At 61.3% G+C, this 25007-nt stretch carries 26 protein-coding genes and 1 other RNA gene; 11 read left to right on the forward strand and 16 right to left on the reverse strand.

Going from position 1 to position 25007, the window contains the following annotated elements:
* Positions 1-73 precede the first annotated feature (73 nt).
* From ruvB to OOZ53_RS17030, 4 genes are all read right to left on the reverse strand, one after another.
* On the reverse strand, positions 74-1117 hold the full coding sequence (ruvB, locus tag OOZ53_RS17015; protein WP_271090877.1) for a Holliday junction branch migration DNA helicase RuvB: 1044 nt from the start codon (positions 1115-1117) through the stop codon (positions 74-76).
* Positions 1118-1143: 26 nt separating this feature from the next.
* Positions 1144-1761, reverse strand: coding sequence for a Holliday junction branch migration protein RuvA (gene ruvA, locus OOZ53_RS17020; protein WP_271090878.1), 618 nt, complete (start codon positions 1759-1761; stop codon positions 1144-1146).
* The gene (gene ruvC, locus OOZ53_RS17025) at positions 1758-2285 is read right to left on the reverse strand and encodes a crossover junction endodeoxyribonuclease RuvC (protein ID WP_271090879.1); all 528 of its coding nucleotides are present in this window, start codon (positions 2283-2285) and stop codon (positions 1758-1760) included. Before ruvC ends, ruvA begins: the two co-directional genes overlap by 4 nt.
* A 132-nt stretch (positions 2286-2417) precedes the next feature.
* Positions 2418-3167 carry a YebC/PmpR family DNA-binding transcriptional regulator gene (locus OOZ53_RS17030; RefSeq protein ID WP_271090880.1) on the reverse strand — a complete coding sequence of 250 codons (750 nt, stop codon included), beginning with the start codon at positions 3165-3167 and terminating at the stop codon, positions 2418-2420.
* 375 nt (positions 3168-3542) lie between these two features.
* Here OOZ53_RS17030 and OOZ53_RS17035 point away from each other — a divergent pair, with 375 nt between their 5' ends.
* Positions 3543-4355, forward strand: a complete 813-nt coding sequence (locus tag OOZ53_RS17035) for an MBL fold metallo-hydrolase (RefSeq protein ID WP_425499177.1) — start codon at positions 3543-3545, stop codon at positions 4353-4355.
* A gap of 18 nt (positions 4356-4373) precedes the next feature.
* On the opposite strand, the gene OOZ53_RS17040 is transcribed toward OOZ53_RS17035, so the two are convergent.
* From OOZ53_RS17040 to OOZ53_RS17060, 5 genes are all read right to left on the reverse strand, one after another.
* Positions 4374-5192 (reverse strand): TIGR00282 family metallophosphoesterase, encoded by an 819-nt coding sequence (locus tag OOZ53_RS17040; RefSeq protein WP_271090882.1) that lies wholly within the window; start codon positions 5190-5192, stop codon positions 4374-4376.
* Positions 5189-5779, reverse strand: coding sequence for a 5-formyltetrahydrofolate cyclo-ligase (locus OOZ53_RS17045; RefSeq protein ID WP_271090884.1), 591 nt, complete (start codon positions 5777-5779; stop codon positions 5189-5191). The genes OOZ53_RS17040 and OOZ53_RS17045 overlap by 4 nt, the downstream gene beginning before the upstream one ends.
* A gap of 18 nt (positions 5780-5797) precedes the next feature.
* Positions 5798-5956, reverse strand: a non-coding RNA gene (ssrS, locus tag OOZ53_RS17050) — 6S RNA.
* Between the two features lie 76 nt (positions 5957-6032).
* Positions 6033-6392 (reverse strand): cell division protein ZapA, encoded by a 360-nt coding sequence (locus OOZ53_RS17055; protein WP_271090885.1) that lies wholly within the window; start codon positions 6390-6392, stop codon positions 6033-6035.
* 3 nt (positions 6393-6395) lie between these two features.
* The gene (locus OOZ53_RS17060) at positions 6396-6668 is read right to left on the reverse strand and encodes a DUF4164 domain-containing protein (protein ID WP_271090886.1); all 273 of its coding nucleotides are present in this window, start codon (positions 6666-6668) and stop codon (positions 6396-6398) included.
* Positions 6669-7006: 338 nt separating this feature from the next.
* Here OOZ53_RS17060 and tkt point away from each other — a divergent pair, with 338 nt between their 5' ends.
* From tkt to OOZ53_RS17080, 4 genes are all read left to right on the forward strand, one after another.
* Positions 7007-9010, forward strand: a complete 2004-nt coding sequence (gene tkt / locus OOZ53_RS17065) for a transketolase (RefSeq protein WP_271090888.1) — start codon at positions 7007-7009, stop codon at positions 9008-9010.
* Positions 9011-9078: 68 nt separating this feature from the next.
* The gene (gap, locus tag OOZ53_RS17070; protein WP_271090889.1) at positions 9079-10080 is read left to right on the forward strand and encodes a type I glyceraldehyde-3-phosphate dehydrogenase; all 1002 of its coding nucleotides are present in this window, start codon (positions 9079-9081) and stop codon (positions 10078-10080) included.
* Positions 10081-10094: 14 nt separating this feature from the next.
* Complete coding sequence (locus tag OOZ53_RS17075) at positions 10095-10403, forward strand: DUF1272 domain-containing protein (RefSeq protein ID WP_271090890.1); 309 nt, start codon at positions 10095-10097, stop codon at positions 10401-10403.
* 2 nt (positions 10404-10405) lie between these two features.
* Positions 10406-11602 carry a phosphoglycerate kinase gene (locus OOZ53_RS17080; RefSeq protein ID WP_271090891.1) on the forward strand — a complete coding sequence of 399 codons (1197 nt, stop codon included), beginning with the start codon at positions 10406-10408 and terminating at the stop codon, positions 11600-11602.
* A 321-nt stretch (positions 11603-11923) separates the two neighbouring features.
* Here OOZ53_RS17080 and OOZ53_RS17085 read toward each other — a convergent pair whose 3' ends face one another.
* On the reverse strand, positions 11924-13792 hold the full coding sequence (locus tag OOZ53_RS17085) for an adenylate/guanylate cyclase domain-containing protein (protein WP_271090892.1): 1869 nt from the start codon (positions 13790-13792) through the stop codon (positions 11924-11926).
* A gap of 321 nt (positions 13793-14113) precedes the next feature.
* Here OOZ53_RS17085 and OOZ53_RS17090 point away from each other — a divergent pair, with 321 nt between their 5' ends.
* Both OOZ53_RS17090 and OOZ53_RS17095 read left to right on the forward strand, forming a co-directional pair.
* Positions 14114-15139: a class I fructose-bisphosphate aldolase gene (locus tag OOZ53_RS17090; RefSeq protein WP_271090893.1), complete on the forward strand. Its 1026-nt coding sequence runs from the start codon at positions 14114-14116 to the stop codon at positions 15137-15139.
* Positions 15140-15230: 91 nt separating this feature from the next.
* Entirely contained in the window at positions 15231-15998 is a 768-nt protein-coding gene (locus tag OOZ53_RS17095; RefSeq protein ID WP_271090894.1) for an SGNH/GDSL hydrolase family protein, read from the forward strand.
* A 4-nt stretch (positions 15999-16002) separates the two neighbouring features.
* Here OOZ53_RS17095 and OOZ53_RS17100 read toward each other — a convergent pair whose 3' ends face one another.
* Positions 16003-16161 (reverse strand): hypothetical protein, encoded by a 159-nt coding sequence (locus tag OOZ53_RS17100; protein WP_271090895.1) that lies wholly within the window; start codon positions 16159-16161, stop codon positions 16003-16005.
* Positions 16162-16176: 15 nt separating this feature from the next.
* Positions 16177-17157 carry an NAD(P)H-quinone oxidoreductase gene (locus OOZ53_RS17105; RefSeq protein ID WP_271090896.1) on the reverse strand — a complete coding sequence of 327 codons (981 nt, stop codon included), beginning with the start codon at positions 17155-17157 and terminating at the stop codon, positions 16177-16179.
* A 94-nt stretch (positions 17158-17251) separates the two neighbouring features.
* On the opposite strand from OOZ53_RS17105, the gene OOZ53_RS17110 reads away from it, so the two are divergent.
* Both OOZ53_RS17110 and rcdA read left to right on the forward strand, forming a co-directional pair.
* The gene (locus tag OOZ53_RS17110) at positions 17252-17440 is read left to right on the forward strand and encodes a DUF1192 domain-containing protein (RefSeq protein WP_271090897.1); all 189 of its coding nucleotides are present in this window, start codon (positions 17252-17254) and stop codon (positions 17438-17440) included.
* A gap of 413 nt (positions 17441-17853) precedes the next feature.
* Positions 17854-18378 (forward strand): protease adaptor protein RcdA, encoded by a 525-nt coding sequence (rcdA, locus tag OOZ53_RS17115; RefSeq protein WP_271090898.1) that lies wholly within the window; start codon positions 17854-17856, stop codon positions 18376-18378.
* A 95-nt stretch (positions 18379-18473) separates the two neighbouring features.
* Here rcdA and rpmE read toward each other — a convergent pair whose 3' ends face one another.
* Positions 18474-18695, reverse strand: a complete 222-nt coding sequence (gene rpmE, locus OOZ53_RS17120) for a 50S ribosomal protein L31 (protein WP_271090899.1) — start codon at positions 18693-18695, stop codon at positions 18474-18476.
* A 221-nt stretch (positions 18696-18916) separates the two neighbouring features.
* Here rpmE and OOZ53_RS17125 point away from each other — a divergent pair, with 221 nt between their 5' ends.
* Both OOZ53_RS17125 and OOZ53_RS17130 read left to right on the forward strand, forming a co-directional pair.
* Positions 18917-20686, forward strand: coding sequence for an ABC transporter transmembrane domain-containing protein (locus tag OOZ53_RS17125; RefSeq protein WP_425499170.1), 1770 nt, complete (start codon positions 18917-18919; stop codon positions 20684-20686).
* Positions 20687-20695: 9 nt separating this feature from the next.
* Complete coding sequence (locus tag OOZ53_RS17130; RefSeq protein WP_271090901.1) at positions 20696-21163, forward strand: hypothetical protein; 468 nt, start codon at positions 20696-20698, stop codon at positions 21161-21163.
* On the opposite strand, the gene OOZ53_RS17135 is transcribed toward OOZ53_RS17130, so the two are convergent.
* The 3 genes from OOZ53_RS17135 to OOZ53_RS17145 are packed head-to-tail and all read right to left on the reverse strand — an operon-like array spanning position 21160 to position 24944.
* Entirely contained in the window at positions 21160-22809 is a 1650-nt protein-coding gene (locus OOZ53_RS17135; RefSeq protein WP_271090902.1) for an FAD-binding dehydrogenase, read from the reverse strand. The genes OOZ53_RS17130 and OOZ53_RS17135 overlap by 4 nt on opposite strands.
* 35 nt (positions 22810-22844) lie before the next feature.
* On the reverse strand, positions 22845-23876 hold the full coding sequence (locus OOZ53_RS17140; RefSeq protein WP_271090903.1) for a peptidoglycan -binding protein: 1032 nt from the start codon (positions 23874-23876) through the stop codon (positions 22845-22847).
* 3 nt (positions 23877-23879) lie between these two features.
* Complete coding sequence (locus OOZ53_RS17145; protein WP_271090905.1) at positions 23880-24944, reverse strand: MotA/TolQ/ExbB proton channel family protein; 1065 nt, start codon at positions 24942-24944, stop codon at positions 23880-23882.
* Between the last annotated feature and the right edge of the window lie 63 nt (positions 24945-25007).

Here is a 25007-nt window from a genome sequence, read left to right on the forward strand (position 1 = left end):
AAACAGATCGTCCATCAAAGCCTCCAAAAAGGACTTTGAATCATAATCAAGCGCAGATTAATAGGTCCTGAGCCTAGTCCTCGCCTTCCTGAAAGAGGTTGATCTGCTGCTGCGCGAGATCCTTCGGCACGTCGAGGCCGAGATGCCGCCAGGCATTGGCGGTGAGCAGCCGTCCGCGCGGCGTGCGCTGGATCAACCCCTGCTGGATGAGATAAGGCTCGATGATGTCCTCGATTGCATCGCGCGGTTCGGAAAGCCCTGCGGCGATCGTCTCGACACCCACTGGGCCGCCGCCGAAATTCATCGCGATCATGGTCAGGTAGCGCGAGTCGAGCTGGTCGAGGCCGCGATTGTCGACCGAAAGGCGGGTCAGCGCTTCATCTGCAATCTTCTGCGTCACCGAATCCGCCTTCGCCACCTCCGCGAAATCGCGCACCCGCCGCAGCAGCCTTCCGGCAATGCGCGGCGTTCCGCGCGCGCGCCGGGCGATCTCCTGCGCACCGTCATCGGTCATCGACAGGCCGAGGAGCCGCGCGCCACGCCGGACGATGTCCTCAAGCTCTTCGACCGAATAGAAATTCAGCCGCACCGGGATGCCGAACCGGTCCCTGAGCGGGGTTGTCAGAAGGCCGAGCCGTGTCGTCGCCGCGACCAGCGTGAAACGGGCAAGGTCGATCTTGACGGAGCGTGCCGCCGGCCCCTCGCCGATGATCAGGTCGAGCTGATAGTCCTCCATCGCCGGATAGAGGATTTCCTCCACTGCCGGGTTGAGCCGGTGGATCTCGTCGATGAACAGGACATCGCGTTCCTCGAGATTGGTCAAAAGCGCGGCCAGATCGCCGGCCTTGGCAATCACCGGTCCGGATGTCGAGCGAAAATTGACGCCCAGTTCCTTGGCCATGATCTGCGCCAGCGTCGTCTTGCCGAGACCGGGCGGTCCGACGAAAAGCACGTGGTCGAGCGCATCGCCGCGGCCCTTCGCCGCCTCGATGAAGATCTTGAGGTTCGAACGCGCCTCGGCCTGGCCCGTGAACTCGTCAAGGCTTTGCGGGCGCAGGCTGGCATCGGCATCTTCGCCGCGCGGGTCAGCGGATATGATCCTGTCATGCTCGCTCATGGCCTACACCCGTAAACCGCAATCGCTCATTGCGCCAGCTCCTTGAGGCCGAGCCGGATCAGCGTCGCCGAGTCGGCCGTCTCACCGGCCGATTTCATTGCCGCCGCCACCGCGTTGGCAGCCTGGTCCCGTGAATAGCCGAGGTTGGAAAGCGCCGATACCGCATCGCTGACAGGCCCCGCTGCGACACCGTCGCCCAGTTCCTGCTTGAGGCCAATCGCCGTGCCGGCCTCGCCGCCCAGCGACGGCGCCTTGCTCTTCAGTTCCGTGACAATCCTTTGCGCGACCTTCGGCCCGATACCGGGCGTGCGGGCGATCATCGCCTTGTCCTGCAGCGCGATGGCATTGGCGATATCCGCCGCCGAAAGCGTCGACAGCACCGCCAGCGCAACCTTGGCGCCGACCCCCTGCACGCTCTGCAGAAGCCGGAACCATTCGCGCTCCACAGCACTGGCAAATCCGTAGAGCTTCAGCTGGTCTTCGCGGACGAATGTCTCGATATGCAGCACCACCGCTTCGCCGGGGCTTCCCAGCCCCGCCAGCGTGCGCGCCGCGCAGTGGGCCACATAGCACACGCCGTGGACATCGATCAGGACGTGATCCTCGCCGATCTCGTCGATCGTGCCTTTCAGTTTGCCGATCATGCCGACGCCGCCTTTTCTGCAAGACGCATCCGCCCGGCCACGCTTTGCCTGTGATGGGCGTGACAGATGGCGATTGCCAGCGCATCGGCCGCATCGTCCGTATCGAACTGCGCCTTCGGCAGCAGCACCTTGACCATCATGTGGATCTGTTTCTTGTCGCCATGCCCGACGCCGATGACAGACTTCTTCACTGCATTCGGCGCATATTCCGATACAGGCAGCCCGGCAAGGGCCGGCACCAGCATGGCGATGCCCCGCGCCTGTCCAAGCTTCAGCGTGGCGGTCGCGTCCTTGTTGACGAAGGTCGCTTCGACCGCCGCCTCATGCGGCCGGTATTCATGGAGGATTTCGGACAATCCGTCATGCAATTCGCAAAGGCGCGATGCCAGATCGCGCTTGCCGTCCGATCGGACCGTGCCGGATCCCACGAAGCGCAAGGAATTGCCGAGACTTTCAACCAGTCCCCAGCCGGTCCTGCGCAAGCCCGGATCGATGCCGATAATGCGTGTGATTTCTGCCTGCATCACACCCCCGTCTTGTTTCCGCCGCGAAAAACTTATCGCACAGAAATGCGAACAAAACAAAAACATTTCGCTAATGCCAACAAAAAACCCGGATCACTGACCCGGGTTTTCGGCATTACAAACGAAAAAGCCTCAAGCGTCCGCCAGCTTGGCCATCACATCGTCGGAAATGTCGAAATTGGCATAGACGTTCTGGACATCGTCATCGTCTTCCAGCGCGTCGATCAGTTTCATCAGCGTGCCGGCCTTTTCCTCGTCGACCTCGGTGCCGGTCTGCGGCTTCCAGACCGGCTTGACCGATTCCGGCTCACCGAGCGTTGCCTCGAGCGCACTCGACACATCGCCGATCGATTCGAAGGCGCAGGTGATCGTGTGCCCTTCCTCGCCGGACTGGACATCGTCGGCGCCCGCCTCGATGGCGGCTTCCATGACGGCATCCTCGTCGCCGGCTTCGGCCTTGTAGACGATCTCCCCGACACGGTCGAACATGAAGCCCACGGAACCCGTCTCGCCGAGCGCGCCGCCGTTCTTTGAAAAACAAGCGCGCACATTCGAGGCCGACCGATTGCGGTTGTCCGTCAGCACCTCGACGATGATCGCGACGCCGCCGGGCCCGTATCCCTCGTAGCGGATTTCCTCGTAATCCTCGCTGTCGCCGCCGGCGCCCTTGTTGATGGCGCGCTGAATATTGTCCTTCGGCATGGACTGGCCCTTGGCGTTCTGGACCGCGAGCCGCAATCTCGGATTTCCCTCGATATCCGGACCGCCCATCTTCGCCGCGACGGTCAGTTCCTTGGACAGCTTGGAAAACAGCTTCGAGCGCACCGCGTCCTGGCGTCCCTTGCGGTGCATGATGTTCTTGAATTTGGAATGGCCTGCCATGGCACTCGCCCACGTCTTACTCGGTTTCCTGAATGCGCCGCCTTATAGGAAAGTCGATGCTGGTCGTCCAGCAACATCTGCACAAGAACCGCAAGTTCAACCACAGATCGGTTTGCCGCCGGCCTCTTCTTGTGGCATTGAAATATATGACTGCGTTTCAGTGAATGCCGGCAATCGGCCAGTGATTTTTTTTGCAAGTAGCGGCCACAGGCTCTTCGCCTAAGCTAGGCCGCAGTTTTTTGGTATCGGTCGATACATACGATTTTTTTGGACCCGACAGGGCGGGGCCGTTTTTGATTTAACGAATTACGAGATGGGACTGGCGATATGAGAATACACTGGGGAATCGTGACCTTGGTCGCGGCCCTGCCGGCGATGGTGGGCATCGCGGGGGGGTTCAGCATCGGAACCGGAGGAACCTCCGAACCTAGTCTTGTAAACGATGACAACCAGCCGCGTCCGGTTTCTCAGTGCCAGGCTGTCGCATCAGTGCCGGACCGCGCCACCGTCAGGCTGGCATCCGCCGAACCTTTGACGCGCGAACAGGTCCGGATCTCTTTCATCGGCCATTCCACCTATATGATCGAGACGCCTGACGGTGTCACGATCGCCACCGACTACAACGGTTATGTGGGCAACCGGGAAGCACCGGCTGTCGTTACCATGAACAAGGCGCATTCGAGCCATTTCACGCTGCAGCCAGATCCGGCGATCGAAACCGTGCTTCCTGGATGGAACCCCAATGGCGGTCCCATCGATCACGACGTCGTTGTCGGCGATACCTATATCCGCAACGTCACCACCGATATCCGGTCCGGCTTCGGCGGCCGCGAGCCTGACGCCAACTCGATCTTCATTTTCGAGGTCGCGGGCCTTTGCATCGGTCACCTCGGGCATCTGCACCACGAGTTGGAGGACCGCCATATCGCCGAAATCGGCAGGCTCGATGTGGTCATGGTACCGATTGATGGCGGCCTGACGGTCGGCCACGAGAAGATGCGCGACATCGTCAAGCGGCTGCGGGCATCGGTGGTCCTTCCAATGCATCGCCGCGGCATGTCGATCAATTCGTTCCTGGACCTTTTCGACGGCGATTTCGCGCATGAATTCCGCCCGGAAGACAATCTGACGGTCACTCTGAGAGATCTGCCCAAGCAACCGACGATCATCGTTCTGCGCGGTGTATGAGCCTGGAACAAATCTGCATTAAAACGACGGCAGCGATTCCTCGAGCCTGGGCCCGAGCCGCAAAGGCTGAATTGACTCGGCAAGGCCCGTGCGGTCCGAAATCTGGACGGCGACGCCGCACAGCGTCGCCGGACCTGTCGCCGCTTCGAAACGCCCCTTCGGGATTTTGGAGACGAACCGGTTCATCGGCTCTTCCTTGTCCATGCCGAGCGACGAATCGTAGTCGCCGCACATACCGGCATCGGATATGTAGGCGGTTCCGCCATTGAGAACCTGATGGTCGGCGGTCGGAATATGCGTGTGCGTTCCGACCACGAGGCTGGCGCGTCCGTCTACGAAATGGCCGAAACACTGCTTCTCGCTGGTCGCTTCGGCATGAAAATCGATGATCACGGCATCCGCCTGTTCACCGAGCGGACACGCCGCAAGCTCGCGTTCGGCGGTCATGAACGGATCGTCAAGATCGGGATGCATGAAGATCCGGCCCATGATGTTGGTGACCAGTATGCGGGCGCCGTTGCGCGCCACATAGACCCCGGACCCGCGGCCCGGCGTGCCGTTCGGAAAATTGGCCGGTCTGATGAACCTGTCCTGCCTTTCGCAAAAGCTCAAGGCTTCGCGCTGGTCCCAGACATGATTTCCCGTGGTCACCACGTCGGCGCCGGCGTCGATCGTCTTGAGAAAAATCTCTTCGGTAATTCCGAAACCGCCCGCCGCGTTCTCGCCATTGACGGCAACGAAATCGAATCCGTATTCCTCGATGAGACCCGGCAGTTTCTCCCATACGACCGTCCGGCCCGAACGGCCGACCATATCACCGAGAAAGAGCAGTCTCATTCATCACCGGTTTCGGGCATCGCACGCAGCCCCCTTTCCGTCAGGATCGCCGCCAGGGCGACATCGTGGCCCTGATTGGGAACCCGTTCGACCTCCTGAACGTCGAACGCCACGCCAATGAGATGCGGTTCTATTCCTTTTTCGTGCAGTCTTGCAATCGCCCGGTCGTAGTGACCGGCGCCATAACCGATGCGATGGCCGGCCCGATCGAAGGCGGCGAGCGGAACCAGCATCAGGTCCGGATCGAGGATCTGCGCGTCCGGCCCCGGCCCCGCGGTTCCGAAGCCGGTGTCGACCATCGGCACACCGCGCACCAGCTCGCGAAAGACGATTTTGGTCCTGTCGACCACGGCCGGAAGGCAAAGCCGCGCACCTTTTTCTCTCAATGAGAACATCAGCGGCCGGATATCGACCTCCGAGCGGATCGGCCAGAAGCCGGAGACGATCATGCCCGGCTCTACTGCAATTTCGCTCGCGCCGATCGCGTCGACCTGCAGGCTTGCCTCGATGCGTTCTTCAGCGCTCATGGCGTCGCGAACCGCAAGCGCCTGTCGTCTTAGTTCGTTTTTCAGGTGTTTTTCGGACATGGCGCTACTGTTTGACGGGAGCGATCCGCGGCAACCGGCGGAAGTTTTACGATCCCGGGAACCTACAAAGTAGGTGGGCGCCGTGTGTAAAAACCCACGGGTCTAAACAGGGACAGCTCCCTTTGGATCGATTAAGGCCCCGGGGATTGTGTTTCCTGCCGAGAGGCGCAGACCGCCGCGGGAATATAGTGGCGCCCGTTGCAAAGCGCCAGTCCCAAAAACGGCGCGCGGTGCCGTATACCAATTTCGTGTTTCAGGCTTTTTCGAGTTTCTCGGCGATGCGCTCGACCTTGTCGGCGATATTCGAGATCGTATCGGCCAGGCTCGCATCGGCATCGTCGACGCGCGCGAGTGCCGTGTCGCGTGTCTTCTTCAGGCTGCCGACCTCGCTCTCAAGGCCATCGAGCTTGCGTTGCGCTTCGCTCAATTCATCCATGACAAGAATGCCGGCCATGACGGTCAGGCGCAAATCTCCGATTTCGCCGAACTCGCCCTTCAGGTGGCCGACATAGCGGTCGAACTTGTTCGCAAGTTCCGTCAGATGCGCTTCCTGCCCCTCCTCGCAGGCCATTCTGTAAGCCTTGCCGTCGATGTTTACCGTCACCTGAGCCATGGTCTATCGATCCAGAACAGCCCGGATCGTCTCCATTGCCGTGACCAGCCTGCGTGAAACCTCGCGATTGGCCTCTTCAAGCCGGGCTGCGCGATCCTCAGACTGGTCGAGTTCCTGCGCCAGCCGGGACCGGTCGGAATTAAGGCGCTGGACCTCCTCCTCGGCTTCGCTGAAGTCGCGCTCTTTCTCGACGCGCCCATCGACCGCATTCTCGAGTCTGGAGAGCACCTTGTTGAGGCTCTCGATTGCTGTTTTTGCTGTCTTGTCGCCTGACATTGCCGCTTCACTTGCCTTCGAGTTCACAAATCGATTGATTCTCGGGCACTTACAGTTCGAAGATTATGCGTTGCGAAAACCGGGCGTCAAATTATGTCGTCGATATGACGCAATTCGTTTGGGGATAACCCCATACACCGCTTCATCCGGCACGATTTTGGGCCGGGGCCCCGCGGATTGAACGGATTCGGCGCGGGTCGCTGCATAAATTCCAAAGGCCGACTCAATCGGCGGTCCTCATTTATTGACTCCGCGTCGGCACCTGCTATGTGTCACCTGCTTTCAACGGGCGGCAGCGAGACACCGCCTCCGGATATCCTGATTAAGCTGAAAATGTCATGATCCCACGCGAAAAACACGAACGGATGGCAAACGCGATCCGCTTTCTTTCCATGGATGCCGTGGAAAAGGCAAAGTCCGGACACCCCGGCCTTCCGATGGGCGCGGCCGACATCGCGACGGTCCTGTTCACGAAGTTCATGACCTTTGATCCGAAGCGGCCCGACTGGCCGAACCGCGACCGTTTTGTCCTGTCGGCCGGCCACGGTTCCATGCTCGTTTACGCGCTCCTGTACCTGCTCGGATACGAGGATATCACGCTCGAAGAGATCAAGAATTTCCGCCAGTTGGGATACAAGACCGCCGGCCATCCGGAATACGGTCATGCTGCCGGCATCGAAACGACGACGGGGCCGCTTGGCCAGGGCCTGGCGAATGCCGTCGGCATGGCCATTGCCGAGCGCAAGCTCGCGCAGGAGTTCGGCGGCGAACTGATCGACCACCATACCTATGTGCTGGCGGGCGACGGCTGCCTGATGGAGGGCATCAGCCAGGAGGCGATCGCCCTTGCCGGACATCTCAAGCTCAACAAGCTGATCGTCTTTTGGGACGACAATGGCATCTCCATCGACGGATCCATCGATCTGTCCGACTCGACCGATCAGGTCGCCCGTTTCCGCGCCAGCGGATGGAACACGATCGAGATCGACGGGCACGATCCCGAGGCCATTGCCGACGCGATTGTTGCGGCCAGGTCGTCGGACCAGCCGACCATGATCGCCAGCAAGACGACCATCGGTTACGGCGCGCCCAACAAGGCCGGAACGGCGAAGGCGCACGGATCTCCGCTCGGCGCCGATGAGATCGCCGGTGTCCGCGAGGCGCTGGACTGGCCGCACGAACCCTTCGAAATTCCGTCAGATGTGCTTGATTGCTGGCGTCTTGCCGGCCTGCGCTCGACCAAGGAACGCAAAGCCTGGGAAGAGCGCGTCGAAGCGACCGAAGCTGGAAGGCGGGCCGCTTTTACCCGCCGCATGGCCGGCGAACTGCCGGGCGGCTTCGACACGGCGATCGACGAATACAAGAAGAAGCTGGCCGAAGACAAACCGACCCTTGCGACCCGCAAGGCTTCCGAAGCGGCGCTCCAGGTCATCAACGGCGTCATTCCCGAAACGCTCGGTGGCTCCGCCGACCTGACCGGCTCCAACAACACCAAGACAGACCACATGGATGCGATAACGCCGGACGACTTTTCCGGACGGTATATCCACTACGGCATCCGTGAACACGGCATGGCGGCGGCCATGAACGGCATTGCCCTGCATGGTGGCCTGATCCCCTATTCAGGCGGCTTTCTGATCTTTTCCGACTATTGCCGCCCGTCCATCCGGTTGGCGGCCATCATGGGCATCCGCGTCATCCATGTGCTGACGCACGATTCCATCGGTCTTGGAGAGGACGGCCCGACCCACCAGCCGGTCGAGCATCTGGCCTCGCTGCGGGCAATGCCCAATCTGCTGATGTTCCGGCCCGCCGATGCGACCGAGACGGCCGAATGCTGGCAACTGGCGCTTGAGTCGGAAGCACGTCCGTCCGGCATCGCGCTGACACGGCAGAATCTGCCGGCAGTGCGCACTACCTATATCGAGGACAATATGTGCGCCTTCGGCGCCTACGATCTGCTTCCGGCCAGCGATGCGGACGTGACGATCTTCGCTTCCGGATCGGAAGTTGAAATCGCGCTTGAAACCGCCGGGAAGATTGACGCTGCCGGTCACACCGCGCGGGTCGTTTCCGTGCCGAGCTTCGAGCTGTTTGAAGAGCAGTCCGAGGAATACAAGGATGCGATCCTGGGCAATTCTCCCGTGAAGATCGCGATCGAAGCCGGTGTCCGCCAGGGTTGGGACCGGTTTATCGGCAATGACGGCATCTTCATCGGCATGAGCACGTTCGGCGCTTCGGCCCCGTACAAGGAGCTCTACAGTCATTTCGGCATTACCGCAGACGTGGCCTTCGAGGCCGTGGAGGCAAAGTTGAACAGCCTGGCAGGTCAGGCCGCCTGACACATGGCGGCGGTATCCCAGGATATCGCCGCCCCTGCCATAACCGCACATCAGATGGGAGTAGATCCATGACCGTGAAAGTCGCCATCAACGGATTTGGCCGCATCGGCCGCAATGTCCTTCGCGCCATCATCGAATCGGGCCGCACCGACATCGAGGTCGTCGCCATCAACGATCTCGGCCCGGTCGAGACCAATGCGCATCTGATACGCTATGACAGCGTCCACGGCCGCTTTCCCGGCACCGTCACCGTCGAAGGCGACACGATCGATGTCGGCCGCGGCCCGATCAAGGTAACTGCCATCCGCGATCCGAAGGAACTGCCCTGGGGCGACGTCGACATTGCGCTTGAATGCACCGGCATCTTCACCGCGCGCGACAAGGCCGCCCTGCATCTGGAAAACGGCTCCAAGCGGGTCCTGGTCTCGGCGCCCGCCTCGGGTGCCGACAAGACGATCGTCTATGGTGTCAATGACAGCGAACTGACCGCCGAGGACCTTGTCGTCTCCAACGCGTCCTGCACGACCAACTGCCTTTCGCCGGTCGCCTATGTGCTCAACAACGCCATCGGCATCGAGAAAGGCTTCATGACGACCATCCACGCCTATACGGGCGACCAGCCGACGCTCGATACGATGCACAAGGATCTCTACCGCGGGCGCGCCGCCGCGATGTCGATGATCCCGACATCGACCGGTGCCGCCAAGGCCGTCGGCTTGGTTCTGCCGGAACTCAACGGCAAGCTCGACGGTGTCGCCATCCGCGTGCCGACGCCGAATGTCTCGGTCGTCGATCTCAACTTCATCGCATCGCGCGAAACCAGCGTCGAGGAAGTCAACGCCGCCATTCGCTCCGCCGCGGACGGCGAACTGAAGGGCATTCTCGGCTACACGGACGAAAAGCTCGTGTCGGTTGATTTCAACCACGATCCCCACTCGTCGCTCTTCCACATGGATCAGACCAAGGTGATGGACGGCACCTTCGTGCGCATCCTGACCTGGTATGACAATGAATGGGGCTTCTCCAACCGCATGTCCGACACGGCGGTCGCCATGGGCAAGCTCATCTGACGGGCCCCGGGCGCATGCTGCAGCTGAGACCGAACTGCGAATATTGCGACATCGATCTCCCCGCGCATGCGCCCGATGCCATGATCTGCACCTATGAGTGCACCTTCTGCGCCGATTGCGCGCAGAACATCCTGCGCAATGTCTGCCCCAATTGCGGCGGCGGCTTCGAGAGGCGGCCGATAAGGCCGAAAACCGCGCACCGGCCGGGCGTCGGACTTGCCCATGCGCCGGCTTCGGACAAACGCGTCCGTCTCAAGCACGATCGCCGCGCCCTAGGAGACTTCGTCGAGAAACTTCGCCATATTCCGCCACGGGAGCGTTGATCATGACCCAGTTCAAGACACTCGATTCGCTGAACGACATTGCCGGAAAGAGGGTGCTGGTGCGTGTGGACCTGAACGTGCCGGTCAAGGACGGCGTCGTCAGCGACACCACGCGGATCGAACGCGTGGCGCCGACCATCCGCGAACTTTCGGAAAAGGGCGCCAAGGTTATTCTGCTCGCGCATTTCGGCCGGCCCAAGGGCCAGGTGGTCGACAGCATGTCGCTCAAACCCATCGCACACACGGTCGAGGAAGTGCTCGATCACCGTGTGCCCTTTGCGTCGGATTGCGTCGGCGCAGCGGCTGCGGAGGCCGTGGCCGAAATGGCCAATGGCGATATATTGCTGATGGAAAATGTCCGCTTCCATCCGGGCGAAGAAAGCAACGATCCGGCCTTCGCGAAACAGCTCGCCGAAAACGGCGATCTTTATGTGGACGACGCCTTCTCCGCCGCCCATCGTGCCCACGCCTCCACAGAGGGCCTCGCACACCTGCTGCCAGCCTATGCGGGCCGCACCATGCAGGCCGAGTTGGAAGCGCTGGAGAAGGGCCTCGGCAACCCGGCACGACCGGTCGTCGCCATTGTCGGCGGCGCCAAGGTTTCCACCAAGCTCGATCTGCTGATGAATCTCGTATCGAAGGTCGACGCACTCGTTATCGGCGGCGGCATGGCCAACACATTCCTGGCCGCCAAGGGCACCGATGTCGGCAAGTCGCTGTGCGAACACGACCTCGCGGCCACGGCCAAGCAGATCATGATCGAAGCCGCATCGAACAAATGCGCAATCGTTCTGCCGGTCGACGGCGTGGTCGCAAAGGAATTCGCCGCCAATGCCGAGAGCGAAACCGTCGACATTGGCAACGTTCCCGCCGACGGCATGATACTGGATGTCGGTCCGAAATCCGTATCGGCGGTCAATGAGTGGATCGGCAAGGCCAGCACACTGGTCTGGAACGGGCCGCTCGGCGCCTTTGAGATCGAACCTTTCGACGCCGCCACCGTGGCTGCCGCAAAGTTCGCGGCCTCTTGTACCAGCAAAGGCACGTTGACTTCGGTTGCTGGCGGCGGCGATACGGTCGCGGCGCTCAACCATGCCGGCGTCGCCGGGAACTTCACCTATGTCTCCACCGCCGGCGGCGCGTTCCTCGAATGGATGGAAGGCAAACCGCTGCCCGGCGTCGACGCCTTGAAGAACTGACGAGACTCAGGCCGATTGTTCAGCACTGCCCGCAGTATTAGAGCAATTCTGAGTTAGATTGGAACATTTGATGGAGGAAAATCGGTTCACTCGGCTAGGCGCGTCGCGCAGCGCGATGCAGCGCATCGGGCAAGCGGCGCAACAACGCCGATGGGCTGATTTTCCCCACCCTCGAATGGATTATCGTATTGAAAATCAAAGATGAATGGGCCGGGCGATTTTGGCCCCTGGCGTCGTTGGCTCGCGCTTGTGGTGGGGTAGCACCACGGCGCGCAATCCGCCTAACCAGCGACCAAAATCGCCACGGTCAAATGATCCAATCTAACTCAGAATTGCTCTAGCCTTGTAGGGCGCATCACGGCCGGAATTCCGGATCTGCAGCGCAAAGACACTGATCGGCCGTTTGCGTCCGCGCAGCATATGCGAGCCGGCGGGAACAAGATCGGACGGATCGCCGGCTGAAATTCTGCATTGCGATGAAATCAGGACGCAAACGCTGCGGTCTTCGATCATTTCCTTGCCCAGTTGCTCGAGCCGCGAGGCTACGTTCACGATATCGCCGACAACCGTGTAGTTCTGACGGTCGGAGCCGCCGATGTTTCCAATGACGGCCCTGCCGGTGTGAATGCCGACCCTCAGTTTGAGAGGCTCGAGACCCTGACCTTCCCGGGTGCGGTTTTCCGCGTCGAATGCCTCCATGATGCCGCGCGCAGCTTCTATGGCATTTCTCGCATGATCCGGATCGGCTTCCGGCGCACCCCAGAATGCCATCAGACCGTCGCCCATGAACTTGTCGACCGTACCCGAATGTTTGCTGATCTGCCCGCAGAGCGTTTCAAAATGCTCGTTGAGGACCTTGACGACATCGCCGGCGCCCATGTGCTCGGACATGGCGGTAAAGCCCGCAACATCGGTAAACATGACCGTTATCTCGCGCTCGACCGAGCGTGTGGCCTGCGTGCCCGACTGCATCAGCCGTCTGACGAGTTCCTTTGGAACATACTGGCCGAATTGCGAAAGCGCCGTGTGCATGGCGTTCATCGCCCGCGCCTGACCGTCGATTTCGCGAACGCGCGAGACCGGCAATTGCTTGTGGGAAGCAAGATCGAGGCGGGCGAAACGCGAGGCCGCGTCGGCGACCCGCGTGAGCGGCTTCGACAAGCGATTGCCGAAGAATACCGCCATGGCAACCGCAAGGACAAACGCGACCAGCCCGACGATAGCAGCGATCCGCGCCCGTTCCAGTTCACTGCTGAGATTGGCAGCATCGAAAAAAGCGGCAAGCACATAGGGTTGCTCGGACATGGCCGCGACCGCCTTGGTCATGACAATGTACTCCCGCGAACCTTCGTCCAACGTTTCCGTAATGCGGAAACTATCCGCTTCCGCCCGGTCGCGCAGGCCCAGTTCCAGGATCTTCGCCGCGATGATCCGCGTCGTCGGGTCCGCAATGTCCTTGATACCGATCGACGCCTTGCCTCGGAAAAGTTCCGGCTGCGTGGAATGTGCGATCAGTTCGTAGTCATGGTTCAGGATAATGGTCTTGCTGTTGCTGTCCGAGCCGATGCCACGAACGATTCGGTTCAGGCTGAACGGTCCGACGGCGGCGCTGACCATGCCTACAATCTTGCCGTTCCGGGTTAATGGGTGAATCACGCTGTGAAACAGGATGCCATCGCGCTTCAACGGCTTGGTCCACCGCGTTTCGCTATTCTTCTTGAACAGATCCTTTGGCGGAGCGGCACGCTTGCCGGGTGGCGTCTTTGCTTCCAGCAGTTCCTCATGGCGTGGGTGCCGGATCAGACCGGTCATGACGCCCTCATTGCTGATGATGACGAGATTTTCGATCACCGGTTCGCTGAGAAGCAGAGGCCTGAGGATCAGCGCCTCGGACTCCCGGTCATTCAGCTCGAATGCACCTTGTTCATAGAGCGCGCCTACAGCCTGAACGGAGCGTTCGGCTTCCTCGGCATCGCTGACGAAAGTCCGCTCCATAGCTTCAATCGTCAGGTCCGCCTGGCGGTTCAGCAGCGAATGCGTGTTGGCGAAATTGGCATAGACGGAAAGCGCCAGCACACCTCCGACCGACAGGGCGACCAGCCCGCCGAAACCGAAGATCAGGAGAAGACGGAGCGAGACGGTCCTTCGTTTCTTCTCGCGCGGAAGATCCTCCGCTGACCTGAGCGCCATGGTCCCTTCATCCCGTGATGATCAGGCACCGTCCCGATGCCCGACAGCTTCGCCCGCCGGCGCCAGCTTATACGGATTTCGCCTCCAAGCCCAAGGCGCACATGGATCAGGCATGCAAATCATCTGAGGATTTCAATCGGTTTAAGGACTTTCAATCGTTTCAATACCGCTACACACCATTTTCCTCACCACACACTTCTGATATCGCCATGGAAAATTTCTGCGCCCTTCGCTTCAGGCGTCGCACGCGAGCGGTCCCCGGTGGTATCATCGCGGCCGAAAGAAGTATAAGGGCGCCACCGGACAAAGGAGAACGACCCCATGAGCGAACGTTTGGAAGATATTGCAGCTGCAATGGTGACGAGCGGAAAGGGCATACTGGCCGCCGATGAATCATCCGGCACGATCAAAAAACGTTTCGACTCGATCAACGTTGATTCGACGGAAGAAAACCGCCGCGATTACCGCGAGATGCTGTTCCGCTCGACCGAGGCCATGAGCAACTATATCTCAGGCGTCATCCTGTTCGACGAGACGCTGCGCCAGAAGGCGGCCGACGGAACGCCGCTCGTCGAGGTCATCAAGGCCGCGGGCGCGGTTCCGGGCATCAAGGTCGATGGCGGCGCCAAGCCGATGGCGGCACACCCGGGCGAAAAGATCACCGAAGGTCTCGACGGGCTGCGCGAAAGGCTTGCCGAGTATTACGGCCTGGGCGCACGCTTCGCCAAGTGGCGCGGCGTGATATCCATTTCCGACGACCTGCCCAGCGGCAGCGCCGTGCGCGCCAACGCACAGGCCCTGGCCCGCTATGCGGCGCTCTGCCAGGAAGCCGGTATCGTGCCGATCGTCGAGCCCGAAATCCTGATGGACGGAGAGCCGGGAGATCATTCCATCGACCGCTGCTATACCGTAACAGAAACGGTGCTCCGCACGGTCTTCGCGGAGCTTTACGATGCCCGCGTCGCGCTTGAGGGTATGGTGCTGAAACCGAACATGGTGATCGACGGCAAGAACACCCGCAACGCTTCCGTCGACGAAGTTGCCGAAAAAACCGTACGCTGCCTCAAGGCAACGGTTCCGGCGGCGGTACCGGGCATCGCCTTCCTGTCCGGCGGACAATCCGACGAAGAGGCGACAGCGCATCTTTCGGCAATGAACAAAGGCTACGATTTGCCCTGGCAATTGACCTTCTCCTACGGCCGCGCACTGCAGGCGGCCTGCCTGAAGGCCTGGGGCGGCAAGCCGGAGAATGTGGCTGCCGGACAGCGCGCATTCGCGCACCGCGCACGGATGAACGGTCTTGCCGCGACCGGAAACTGGACCAGTGACATGGAAAAGGCGGCCTGAGGCGGTCTTGACAGGACCTGACCGCTAGCGCGAGATGCGTCATCCGGCACGGTCGGATGGAAACCTGAAACAGCGCAGCGGTCTGCGACAAATGAAATACCTGTTCTACGGCATTGCGAGCTGGTTGTTGATGCCCGTTGCGCTCTTCGAGGGCATCAAGCTGCGTGCCCGCACGCAGCGCCTGCACCCGCCTGACGGACAGTCCCATGGCATTGTCGGCGATGACCGGGAACCGGATTACCGGATCCTCGTCCTCGGCGATTCATCGGCCGCCGGCGTCGGCGCCGACCGGCTCGAGGACACGATCGGCCCGCAGATCGCCGCCGTTCTGCATGAACGCACGGGAGCTACCGTCGCCTGGCACCGGGCCGGTTCGAACTCCGCCATATGCGAGCAATTGCGCGATCTCGTCGTGCCGAACCTGGAACGCCACGACTATACGCATGTGATCATCGCCGCCGGCACCAACGACGCAAAGAACTTTCTGACCGCGCGGCGTTTCAAGAGAGGCTTCGGCGGCCTGCTCTACGCCGTGAAGGCGAAATGGCCTGAGGCAACGATCATCTGGTCACCGGTTATCGATATGCGCACGGTTCCGGCCCTGCCGCCCCTGCTTGCTCAAATTCTTGAAATGCGCGTGCGGATCATCAATCGTGTCGGGCGCCAATTGTGCCCGGAACGGTTCGCGATCGCAGCGCCGCGCCTGCAGCCGCCGGATTCGTCAGGCTTTTCATCCGACGGCTTCCATGCCGGTGCCAGCGGCTACCGCTACTGGGCCGAACTGCTCGCACAGACCGTCATTGAACAGCGCGAACCTGCCGGAGAGCCCCATCCCGGTCAGGCGAAGGCCGCCGAATAGCCCGTCACAGCTGCTGCAGCACGATCACCACCATGATCGCCAGAAAGGCGAACACCGCGATTTTCCAGAAATCGGAACGCTTGCGCAGCCCCGGCAATCCGAGTGGCTTGATGATGTGGACAATCATCGCCAGCAACAGGACGATTGCGATCGCTTTGGTCAATTTGCCTGCTCCGACCTATGCAACATCGAGGACGATCTTGCCGATGTGATCGCCTTCCTCCATGCGGCTGTGCGCCGCCGATGCCCGTTCAAGCGGAAACAGCGTATCCATCACCGGAGCGACGGACCGCTTCGCCAGCAGCGGCCAGACCCTGCGTCTGAGCTCGGAGGCAATGTCGGACTTGAAGACCACGGACCGGGCTCTGAGCGTCGATCCGGTGTGAACCAGCCGTTTCATCATCAGGAGGGAAAAATCCGCCTCCGTCTTGCGGCCGCGCAGAAAGGCGATCTGGACGATGCGACCCTCAACGGCAGCGGCCTCGTAATTGCGGGTAATATAGTCGCCGCCGACCATGTCCAGGATCAGGTTGGCGCCATCGCCGTCGGTTTCCTGCTTCACGGCTTTGACGAAATCGTCCGTGCGATAGTTGATCGCCAGATCCGCGCCAAGATCGCGGCAAGCCTGGCATTTTTCTTCCGATCCCGCAGTGACGATGACTTTCGATCCGAACGCTTTGGCGAGCTGGATGGCCGTCGTTCCGATACCGGATGATCCGCCATGCACGAGCAGCACTTCTCCGGGTTTCAGCGCGCCGCGCTGAAACACATTGTGCCACACGGTGAAGTATGTTTCCGGTATCGCCGCCGCCTCGCTGAAGCTGAAGCCGCTCGGAACCGGCAGGGCATTGGTCGCATGGACCGTGCAGTATTCGGCATAGCCGCCACCCGGCACCAGCGCACAGACACGGTCGCCCGGCTCAAAATCCCGAACGGCCGAGCCGACCGCTTCGACCTCACCTGCCACCTCCAGGCCCGGTATATCCGGCGCCCCCGGCGGCGGCGGATAGGCACCCATGCGTTGAAGGCAGTCCGGCCGGTTGACGCCCGCCGCCCTGACAGCGATCAGCAACTCCCCGTCAGCCGGCTCCGGTTTCGGTCTGTCAGTGAGCTGCAGCACTTCCGGCCCGCCCGGTTCGCGTATTTCAACAGCCTTCATTCGTTCTCCCCGATTTGCACGGCAATGAGCGTTGTTGGAATTTCCCTTGTATTTCCCATATCATTCAAGGTCGGCAATGCCCAAGGAGGAAAGCATGTCCATTTTTGAGGACGACGCGGAAAAAAAGCCCGTTGCGCACGAAATCGGTAGCGATCTTTCACTGATATCGGTCGATGAACTGGACGACCGGATTGCCATTCTCCGGCAGGAGATTGCCCGACTCGAGGAGGAAAAGTCATCGAAACAGAAAAGCAAGAATGACGCGGAATCGCTGTTTCGCTAGCCGGCACGGCCTGAAAGGCCGGAAAATGGTAAACATTGAATAAAAAAATTGCCTTTTAGGAGCCGCGTTAACCCTCGGTTAAGCTTTACGAGTCATTATTGGGCATATCCAGTTCTTCTGGATTTCGGACCGGATGACCAAGCGTCATTCTGTTTGATGCCTCCCTGTTAAACTTCTGAGAGCCGCTATGCGGCTCTTTTTTTGTTTTCTGCCCGTTTTTCGGGATATCAGCACTGCTGACGAACCGTTGGTTACCAACGTGTCAAACCCATTAACCCTTCCTTAAGAATTACCTTGCGTTACAGGCGCCGAGCCATCACTTTACCCCAATGTCGCGCGAGGGGGACAGGCGGCAGCGCGACTTGATGGCTGCATAAGCAGGTGTATAGTTAAGAAAAACGAGGCTTCGGGGCATGGCAGATTCACACAAGAACACGATCCGGTTTGCGGAGCGCATCACCTCCTCCGCGTCCTTCAAGACGCTCTATTCTGAAGGAATGGGGCTGGTTGAAGAAACCGCCGGCTATCTGGACGGAACCGGACGTGTGGCAGCCAAGGCGCTGCCGCGGATGGCCTCGGTCCTCTATGCGGCCGAATCCATGCGTCTGACGACCCGCCTCATGCAGATGGCGTCGTGGCTGCTTCTCCAACGCGCTGTCAACAATGGCGAAATGACCCATGAGCAGGTGATCGCCGAGAAGACGAAGGTCCGTCTGGACGGCTTTGCCTGCGACAAGTCGGCACCCGGCTGGGACGACCTGCCGGAAGCATTCCGCGATCTGGTGGAACGGTCGCTGCGCCTGCAGGCGCGCGTCGCATTGCTCGACAAGGAAATCTACCAGAACAACGGCAACAGGAAGGTACCGGCCAATCCGGACAACGAAAATTCCGTAAAGGCGCAGATTTCACTGCTGCAAACGGCATTCGGGGGCAACTGACAGAATTCCGGAACGAAACAAAAAGACTGCCGGTAAAGAAAACCCCGCTCCAAGGAGCGGGGTTTTTCTTGTTCGAAACGGAAGGTGCCGGGGCGCTAGAGGCCGAGCCCTTCGAAACGCTTCTTGAACTTCGACACGCGGCCGCCGCGGTCGAGCAGATGCTGGTGTCCGCCGGTCCAGGCCGGATGGGCCTTGGGATCGATCTCCAGCGTCATGGTGTCGCCCTCCGAGCCCCATGTAGAGCGCGTCATATATTCTGTACCGTCTGTCATGACCACTTTGATCATGTGGTAGTCGGGATGGATATCAGCCTTCATTGTACTGTCCTGCGTCCGTTGGGCCTGACCGCGCCAGCGTAGTGCGACAAACCGGCCCATCTCACAAACAAAGCCGCACACCCGAAAGGTCACGGCTTCCCAATTCGATGGCGAGCCTATACATGAAGGGCGGGAAAGTGACAAGAGGCGAGCCCCGTTTTTGCCGCCGGATTTGATGGGACGCAAAGTTGGCCGATAAACGTCGAGGAACCGATAGTCGTATGCATGCACTGCGGCCGCTGGCCAGGCTGTTTCCCTATGCGCTGCGATATCGCCGTCTCGTTGCCGGAGCGGTCGTCGCTCTGCTGCTCGCCGCGGGCGCCACGCTGGTTTTGCCGCTCGCTGTACGGCGTATGATCGACAATGGTTTCACCGACGCCGATGTCGGCTTCATCAACAACTATTTCACCATGCTGCTGGTGATTGCCGGCGTTTTGGCGCTGGCGAGCGCCATGCGCTACTACTTCGTGATCACCATCGGCGAGCGGGTGGTTTCCGACCTTCGGCGGGATGTTTTCAGCCATGTGACGTCGCTGTCGCCGTCCTTTTTCGACACCAACAAATCCGGCGAAATCGTCTCCCGTCTGAGCGCCGACACGACGCAGATCAAATCCGCCGTCGGGGCGACCGCCTCAATGGCGCTGCGCAATACGATCCTGTGCCTCGGCGCGGTGATCATGATGATCGTCACCAGCCCGGAACTCTCCGGCCTGGTGCTCCTTGCCATTCCAGTCATCGTGTTCCCGCTTGTCGGTTTCGGACGCTCGGTCCGCGGCCGCTCACGCGAGGCGCAGGACACATTGGCCGAGGCCACGGCCTATGCCAGCGAAGCCATATCGGCGTCCCGCACGGTGCAGGCCTTCAACGGGGAGCCGACAGCCAACCGTCGGTATTCCGATGCCGTCGAGACGGCGTTCGGCGCGGCGCGCAACGCCGTGCGGGCGCGGGCGCTGCTGACCGGCTTTGCGATATTGATGATCTTCGGAAGCGTCATCGCGATTCTCTGGTTCGGTGCCCACAAGGTCCTTGTCGGCAACATGTCGGCCGGAACGCTCGGCCAGTTCCTGCTCTATTCGCTCCTCGCAGCAGGCAGCCTCGGCACGCTTTCGGAAGTCTGGGGCGAGATCTCGCAGGCGGCTGGTGCCGCAGAGAGGCTGACCGAACTCATCGACGAAGTTCCCGTCATCGCCCCGCCCGCACACCCGAAACCCCTCCCGCAGCCACCGGTCGGTTCGGTATCGCTTACGGATGTTGTATTCTCCTATCCGGCACGGCCCGACGAGCCGATCCTGAACGGGCTTTCATTCGAGGTGAAACCGGGTGAGACCCTCGCCATCGTTGGCCCGTCCGGAGCCGGCAAGAGCACGCTGTTTTCGCTGATCAGCCGTTTCTACGACCCCGAAAAGGGTGTGGTGCGCCTCGACGGCGTCGATGTGCGCGACGCGGACCCGTCCGCCGTGCGCCACCGGCTGGCCAGCGTGCCGCAGGATGTCGCGATCTTCGCCACATCCATACGCGACAACATCGCCTTTGGCCGCCCCGATGCCACCGGCGCGGAGATCGTCGAGGCGGCGAAGGCCGCGCAGGCCGATCCCTTCATCAGCCGCATGGAAGACGGATACGAAACACGGGTCGGCGAGCGCGGCATTACCCTTTCCGGCGGCCAGCGCCAGCGCATTGCCATCGCACGCGCGGTCCTGAAAGACGCGCCCGTGCTGCTTCTCGACGAAGCGACATCGGCACTCGACGCGGAAAGCGAGACGCTGGTTCAAAAGGCGCTGAACGGCCTCATGCAGGGCCGCACGACGCTGGTCATCGCCCACCGGCTGGCGACGGTCAAGAAGGCCGACCGCATCCTTGTCATGGACCATGGCCGCATCGTCGAGGAAGGCACGCATGCAAGCCTCGTTAAAAAGGGCGGCCTCTATGCCCGCCTCGCCCGCCTCCAGTTCCACGACGACGAGCCGCGCGAATCCGAAGCGGCCCAATAGGGGCAATCGATGCAGGCCGGTGTGTTTGAAGACACGCTCAGGAACATTGCGCGTGCCGCGCCCGCGGGACGCAACGACTGGTGGATCGTCGGCAGTGGCGCGCTGATGCTGTGCGGGATCGATGTCGGCACCATACGCGACGTCGATGTGATGGCAAGCCGCGAAACGGCGCGTGGCTTTCTGGCAAACTGGAATGTTCCGGCCCCGCCGCCGCAGCCGGATCCGTTCTTCCGCTCCAATCCTTTCGCGCAGATCAGGCGGCCGGATCTGCTGCCGATCGACCTGCTCGGCGATCTGCACCTTTTCGAGGAGGGACGCTGGAACCCGGTCACCTTCAGCAGCCGGATTCCTGCCGAAATCGGCCAGGTACAGGTCTTCGTGCCGTCGCTTGAGGAGCAAAGATCGCTGTTGCTGCGCTTCGGCCGACCGAAAGACCTGGTGCGGGCCGAACAGGTTGAAACCGCGCTGAAGCGCTAAACGGCCTCCTTTGCCGCCCGTCCCGCCATACGGCCCGAGAAGATGCATCCGCCAAGGAACGTGCCCTCAAGCGCATTGTAGCCATGCATGCCGCCGCCGCCGAAACCCGCTGCCTCACCGGCCGCGTAGAGGTCCTCGACGACGTTGCCCGAAGCATCGAGCCCGCGCGCGGAGAGGTCGGTGTGGATGCCGCCCAGCGTCTTGCGCGTCAATATGTTGAGCCGCACGGCAATCAGAGGACCGTGCTTTTCGTCGAGGATGCGGTGCGGCTTTGCCGTGCGGATCAGCCGGTCGCCGATGAAATTGCGGGCGCCGCGGATCGCCGTGACCTGCAGGTCCTTGGTATATTTGTTTTCGATCTCGCGGTCGCGCGCCTCGATTTGAGCGCGCAGGTGATCAAGGCCAATGCGGTTTTCGCCGGTCAGCGCGTTCATGCCCTCGACCAGCGCCTCGAGCGTGTCGCGCACGACGAAATCCGCGCCCTTTTCCTTGAAGGCTTCAACGGGCGGCGGGGCGCCCTTGCCGACCCTTTGCAGCACCTTGCGGATGCTCTTTTCGGTCAGGTCCGGATTCTGTTCGGACCCGGAAAGCGCGAACTCCTTTTCGATGATCGACTGAGTCAGGACGAACCAGCTGTAGTCGTGGCCGCTGCGCATGATGTGGGCAAGCGTCGACAGCGTATCGAACCCCGGCAGGCACGGCACCGGCATGCGGTTGCCCTTCGCGTCGCACCAGAACGAGGAGGGGCCCGGCAGGATGCGTATGCCGTGTTTCGGCCAGATCGGATCCCAGTTCCTGACCCCTTCCGTGTAGTGCCACATGCGATCGGAATTGATGATCGAGGCGCCGGCCTTTTCCGATATCGCCAGCATACGCCCGTCCACATGGTGCGGAACGCCGGAAATCATGTTCTCCGGCGGTGCGCCGAGCCGCTCGCGCGGCCAATTGCGGCGCACCAGGTCATGATTGCCGCCAATGCCGCCCGAACTGACGATGACGGCACCTGCCGAGAAAGAGAATTCACCGGCAGCCTTACGCGACGACTGGACAGCGCGCGCGGCATCGCTCTCTTCAAGCAGCGTCCCGCGCACGCCGCTGACGCGCCCGTCCGTGGTGACAACCTCGTCCACCTGGTGGCGAAAACACAGCCGGACATTGCCCCGCGCGACACCTTCGCGCACCCGCCGCTCAAACGGTACGATCAGTCCGGGGCCGGTGCCCCAGGTAATGTGGAAGCGCGGCACGGAATTGCCGTGCCCGTCCGCCAGCGCGCCGCCGCGTTCGGCCCAGCCGACGATCGGAAACCAGCGCACGCCCTGCTGATGCAGCCAGCTCCGTTTCTCGCCGGATGCGAAATCGACATAGGCTTCGGCCCATTTTCTCGGCCAGTAATCCTCATCGCGATCGAATGCCGCCGAGCCGAGCCAGTCCTGCCACGCCAGATCCCGGCTGTCACGGATGCCGAGACGGCGCTGTTCCGGGGAATCGACGAACAACAGACCGCCGAACGACCAGAAGGCCTGGCCGCCGATATTGTTCTCGTTTTCCTGGTCGACAATGATGACCGATTTGCCCGCATCCGAGAGTTCGGCCGCGGCGACGAGCCCGGCAAGCCCGGCGCCCACCACTATGACATCGCAGTCCATCGATCCTCCCTGCCCGCCGTTTCCGGACCCTGTTCCTAGCGTTCCGTGAGCTTCAGCTCGATACGGCGGTTGGTGGCGCGTGCCTCCGGTGAATTGCCCACCTCGATCGGCTGGAATTCGCCGAAGCCGGCGGCGACCAGGCGGTTGGCCGGAACGCCCTCATTTATGAGATATTTGACGACCGAGGTTGCGCGCGCCGACGACAGTTCCCAGTTGTCGGAAAAACGGCCAGTGCCCGACAGCGGCACATTGTCCGTATGGCCATCGACCCGCAGCACCCAGTTGATATCCGTCGGGATTTCGCGGGCAAGGTCCTGGAGCGCATCGGCAAGCTTGCTCATCTCCTGCTGGCCTTCGACATTGAGCTGATCGCTGCCCGACGGAAACAGGACCTCCGACTGGAAGACGAAGCGGTCGCCGACGATGCGGATATTCTCGCGGTCGGAAAGGATCTCGCGCAGCCGCCCGAAGAAGTCGGAACGGTAGCGGTTGAGCTCCTGCACACGCTGTGCCAGCGCAACGTTCAGCCGCCGGCCGAGATCGGCGATCTTGGTCTGCGATTCACGGTCCTTCTGCTCGGAAACCTCCAGCGCCGCCTCAAGCGCGCCGATCTGCCGCCGCAGCGCGGCAATCTGCTGGTTCAGGAGTTCCACCTGGGACAGCGCCCGCTGGCTGATCTGGCGCTCCTCGTCCAGCGATTTGGACAGTTCCCCGATCTCGGCTTCGGCCGCGCTTGACGCACCGGCGCCCCGCGCCAGAAGGTCCTGAAGCCGCGAGCGCTCGCTCTCCGCCTCCGAAAGGGTCGCCTGCAGGTTGGCAAGCGCATCTTCGAGATCCTGTTTGCCGGACTGTTCGAGCGCCAGCAACTGGGTCAGCTCGTTGATCTGCGAGTTGAGGCGATTGAGCACCTCGTCGCGGCCGCTGATCTCGCGGCTCAGAAGGAACTGGGCGATCACGAAGACCGACAGCAGGAACATGATGGCAAGCAGCAGCGTCGAAAGCGCATCGACGAAACCCGGCCAGAAGTCGACCCCGCGGTCTCCGCGACGGTTCCTCGCCAGAGCCACCGGCTAGCTCCCCTTTGACTTCTTGCTGTTGCCGCCGTCGAGTTTGCCGATCTCGGATCCCAGCGAGTCGAGCGTCTGGCGCATCGCCCGCGATTCCGATTGCTGCGCCTCGATCCAGTCGCGCAGCATCTGCTGCTCGTTGCGCATGTTTTTCACAAGCCCCTGGATGCCTTCGGCAAGATTGGCCATGGCGGCGGTCGAGCGCTGGTTGATGCCCCCTCCGGCCTGCGCCATCGTCTGCACGGTTTCCGACAGCCGGCGAATGTCCTCGGACGATTCCGCGCCGGTGGCGATTTCCGGAGCCGCGATGTCGAAATCCGGATCGGTCACGGTCGAGAGCCAGTTTTCAAGCTCGGTATAGAAACGGTTTTGCGCGCGTCCCGCCTGCAGGTCGAGAAAACCCAGAACGAGCGAACCGGCAAGGCCGAAAAGCGATGACGAAAACGCCGTTCCCATGCCTGCAAGCGGCGCTTCCAGCCCGTCCTTGAGCTCCTGCAGGATGTCATTGGTATTGCCCGATCCCGGATCGAGCGATTGAATCACCGTGTTGATCGAGCCGATGGTCTGCAAAAGGCCCCAGAAGGTTCCGAGCAGTCCCAGGAACACGAGCAGGCCGATCATGTAGCGCGATGTATCGCGCGATTCGTCGAGCCTTGTCGCAATCGAATCAAGAATCGACCGCAGCGCCGTGGTCGAAAGCGACATGGACTGCTTGCGACTGAGCAGCACCCGCATCGGCGCAAGCAGTGTCGGGCTGCGCGATCCGCGCATCCGGTCGCTGCCCTGGCGGAAGGAATTGACCCAGCTGACTTCCGGTCGAAGCCGCAGCACCTGGTTGACCGCCAGCAGCACGCCGATGGCAAGGACGAAGAGGATCAGTCCGTTGAGGCCCGGATTGGCGAAAAAAGCCGCCGATATCTGCCGGTACAAGATAGCGGCCAGAAAGCCGGTCATGATCAGGAAGATCACCTGGCTCCAGAAAAACACTAGCGGACTCGACAGCCGGTGCGGCTCGACGCCCAGATCCTGTTCCGACAAGCCCCACCCCGAGAGTCTTAGCTTTGCCATAGGCTGCGTACCCTACTCTTTATCCGCTGCGCCCCGCCGCCATCCGATTCCCCGACAGCCCGA

Origin of the sequence: Allohoeflea poritis (genome assembly GCF_027889715.1) — a bacterium.
GTDB classification, from domain to species: domain Bacteria; phylum Pseudomonadota; class Alphaproteobacteria; order Rhizobiales; family Rhizobiaceae; genus Hoeflea_A; species Hoeflea_A poritis.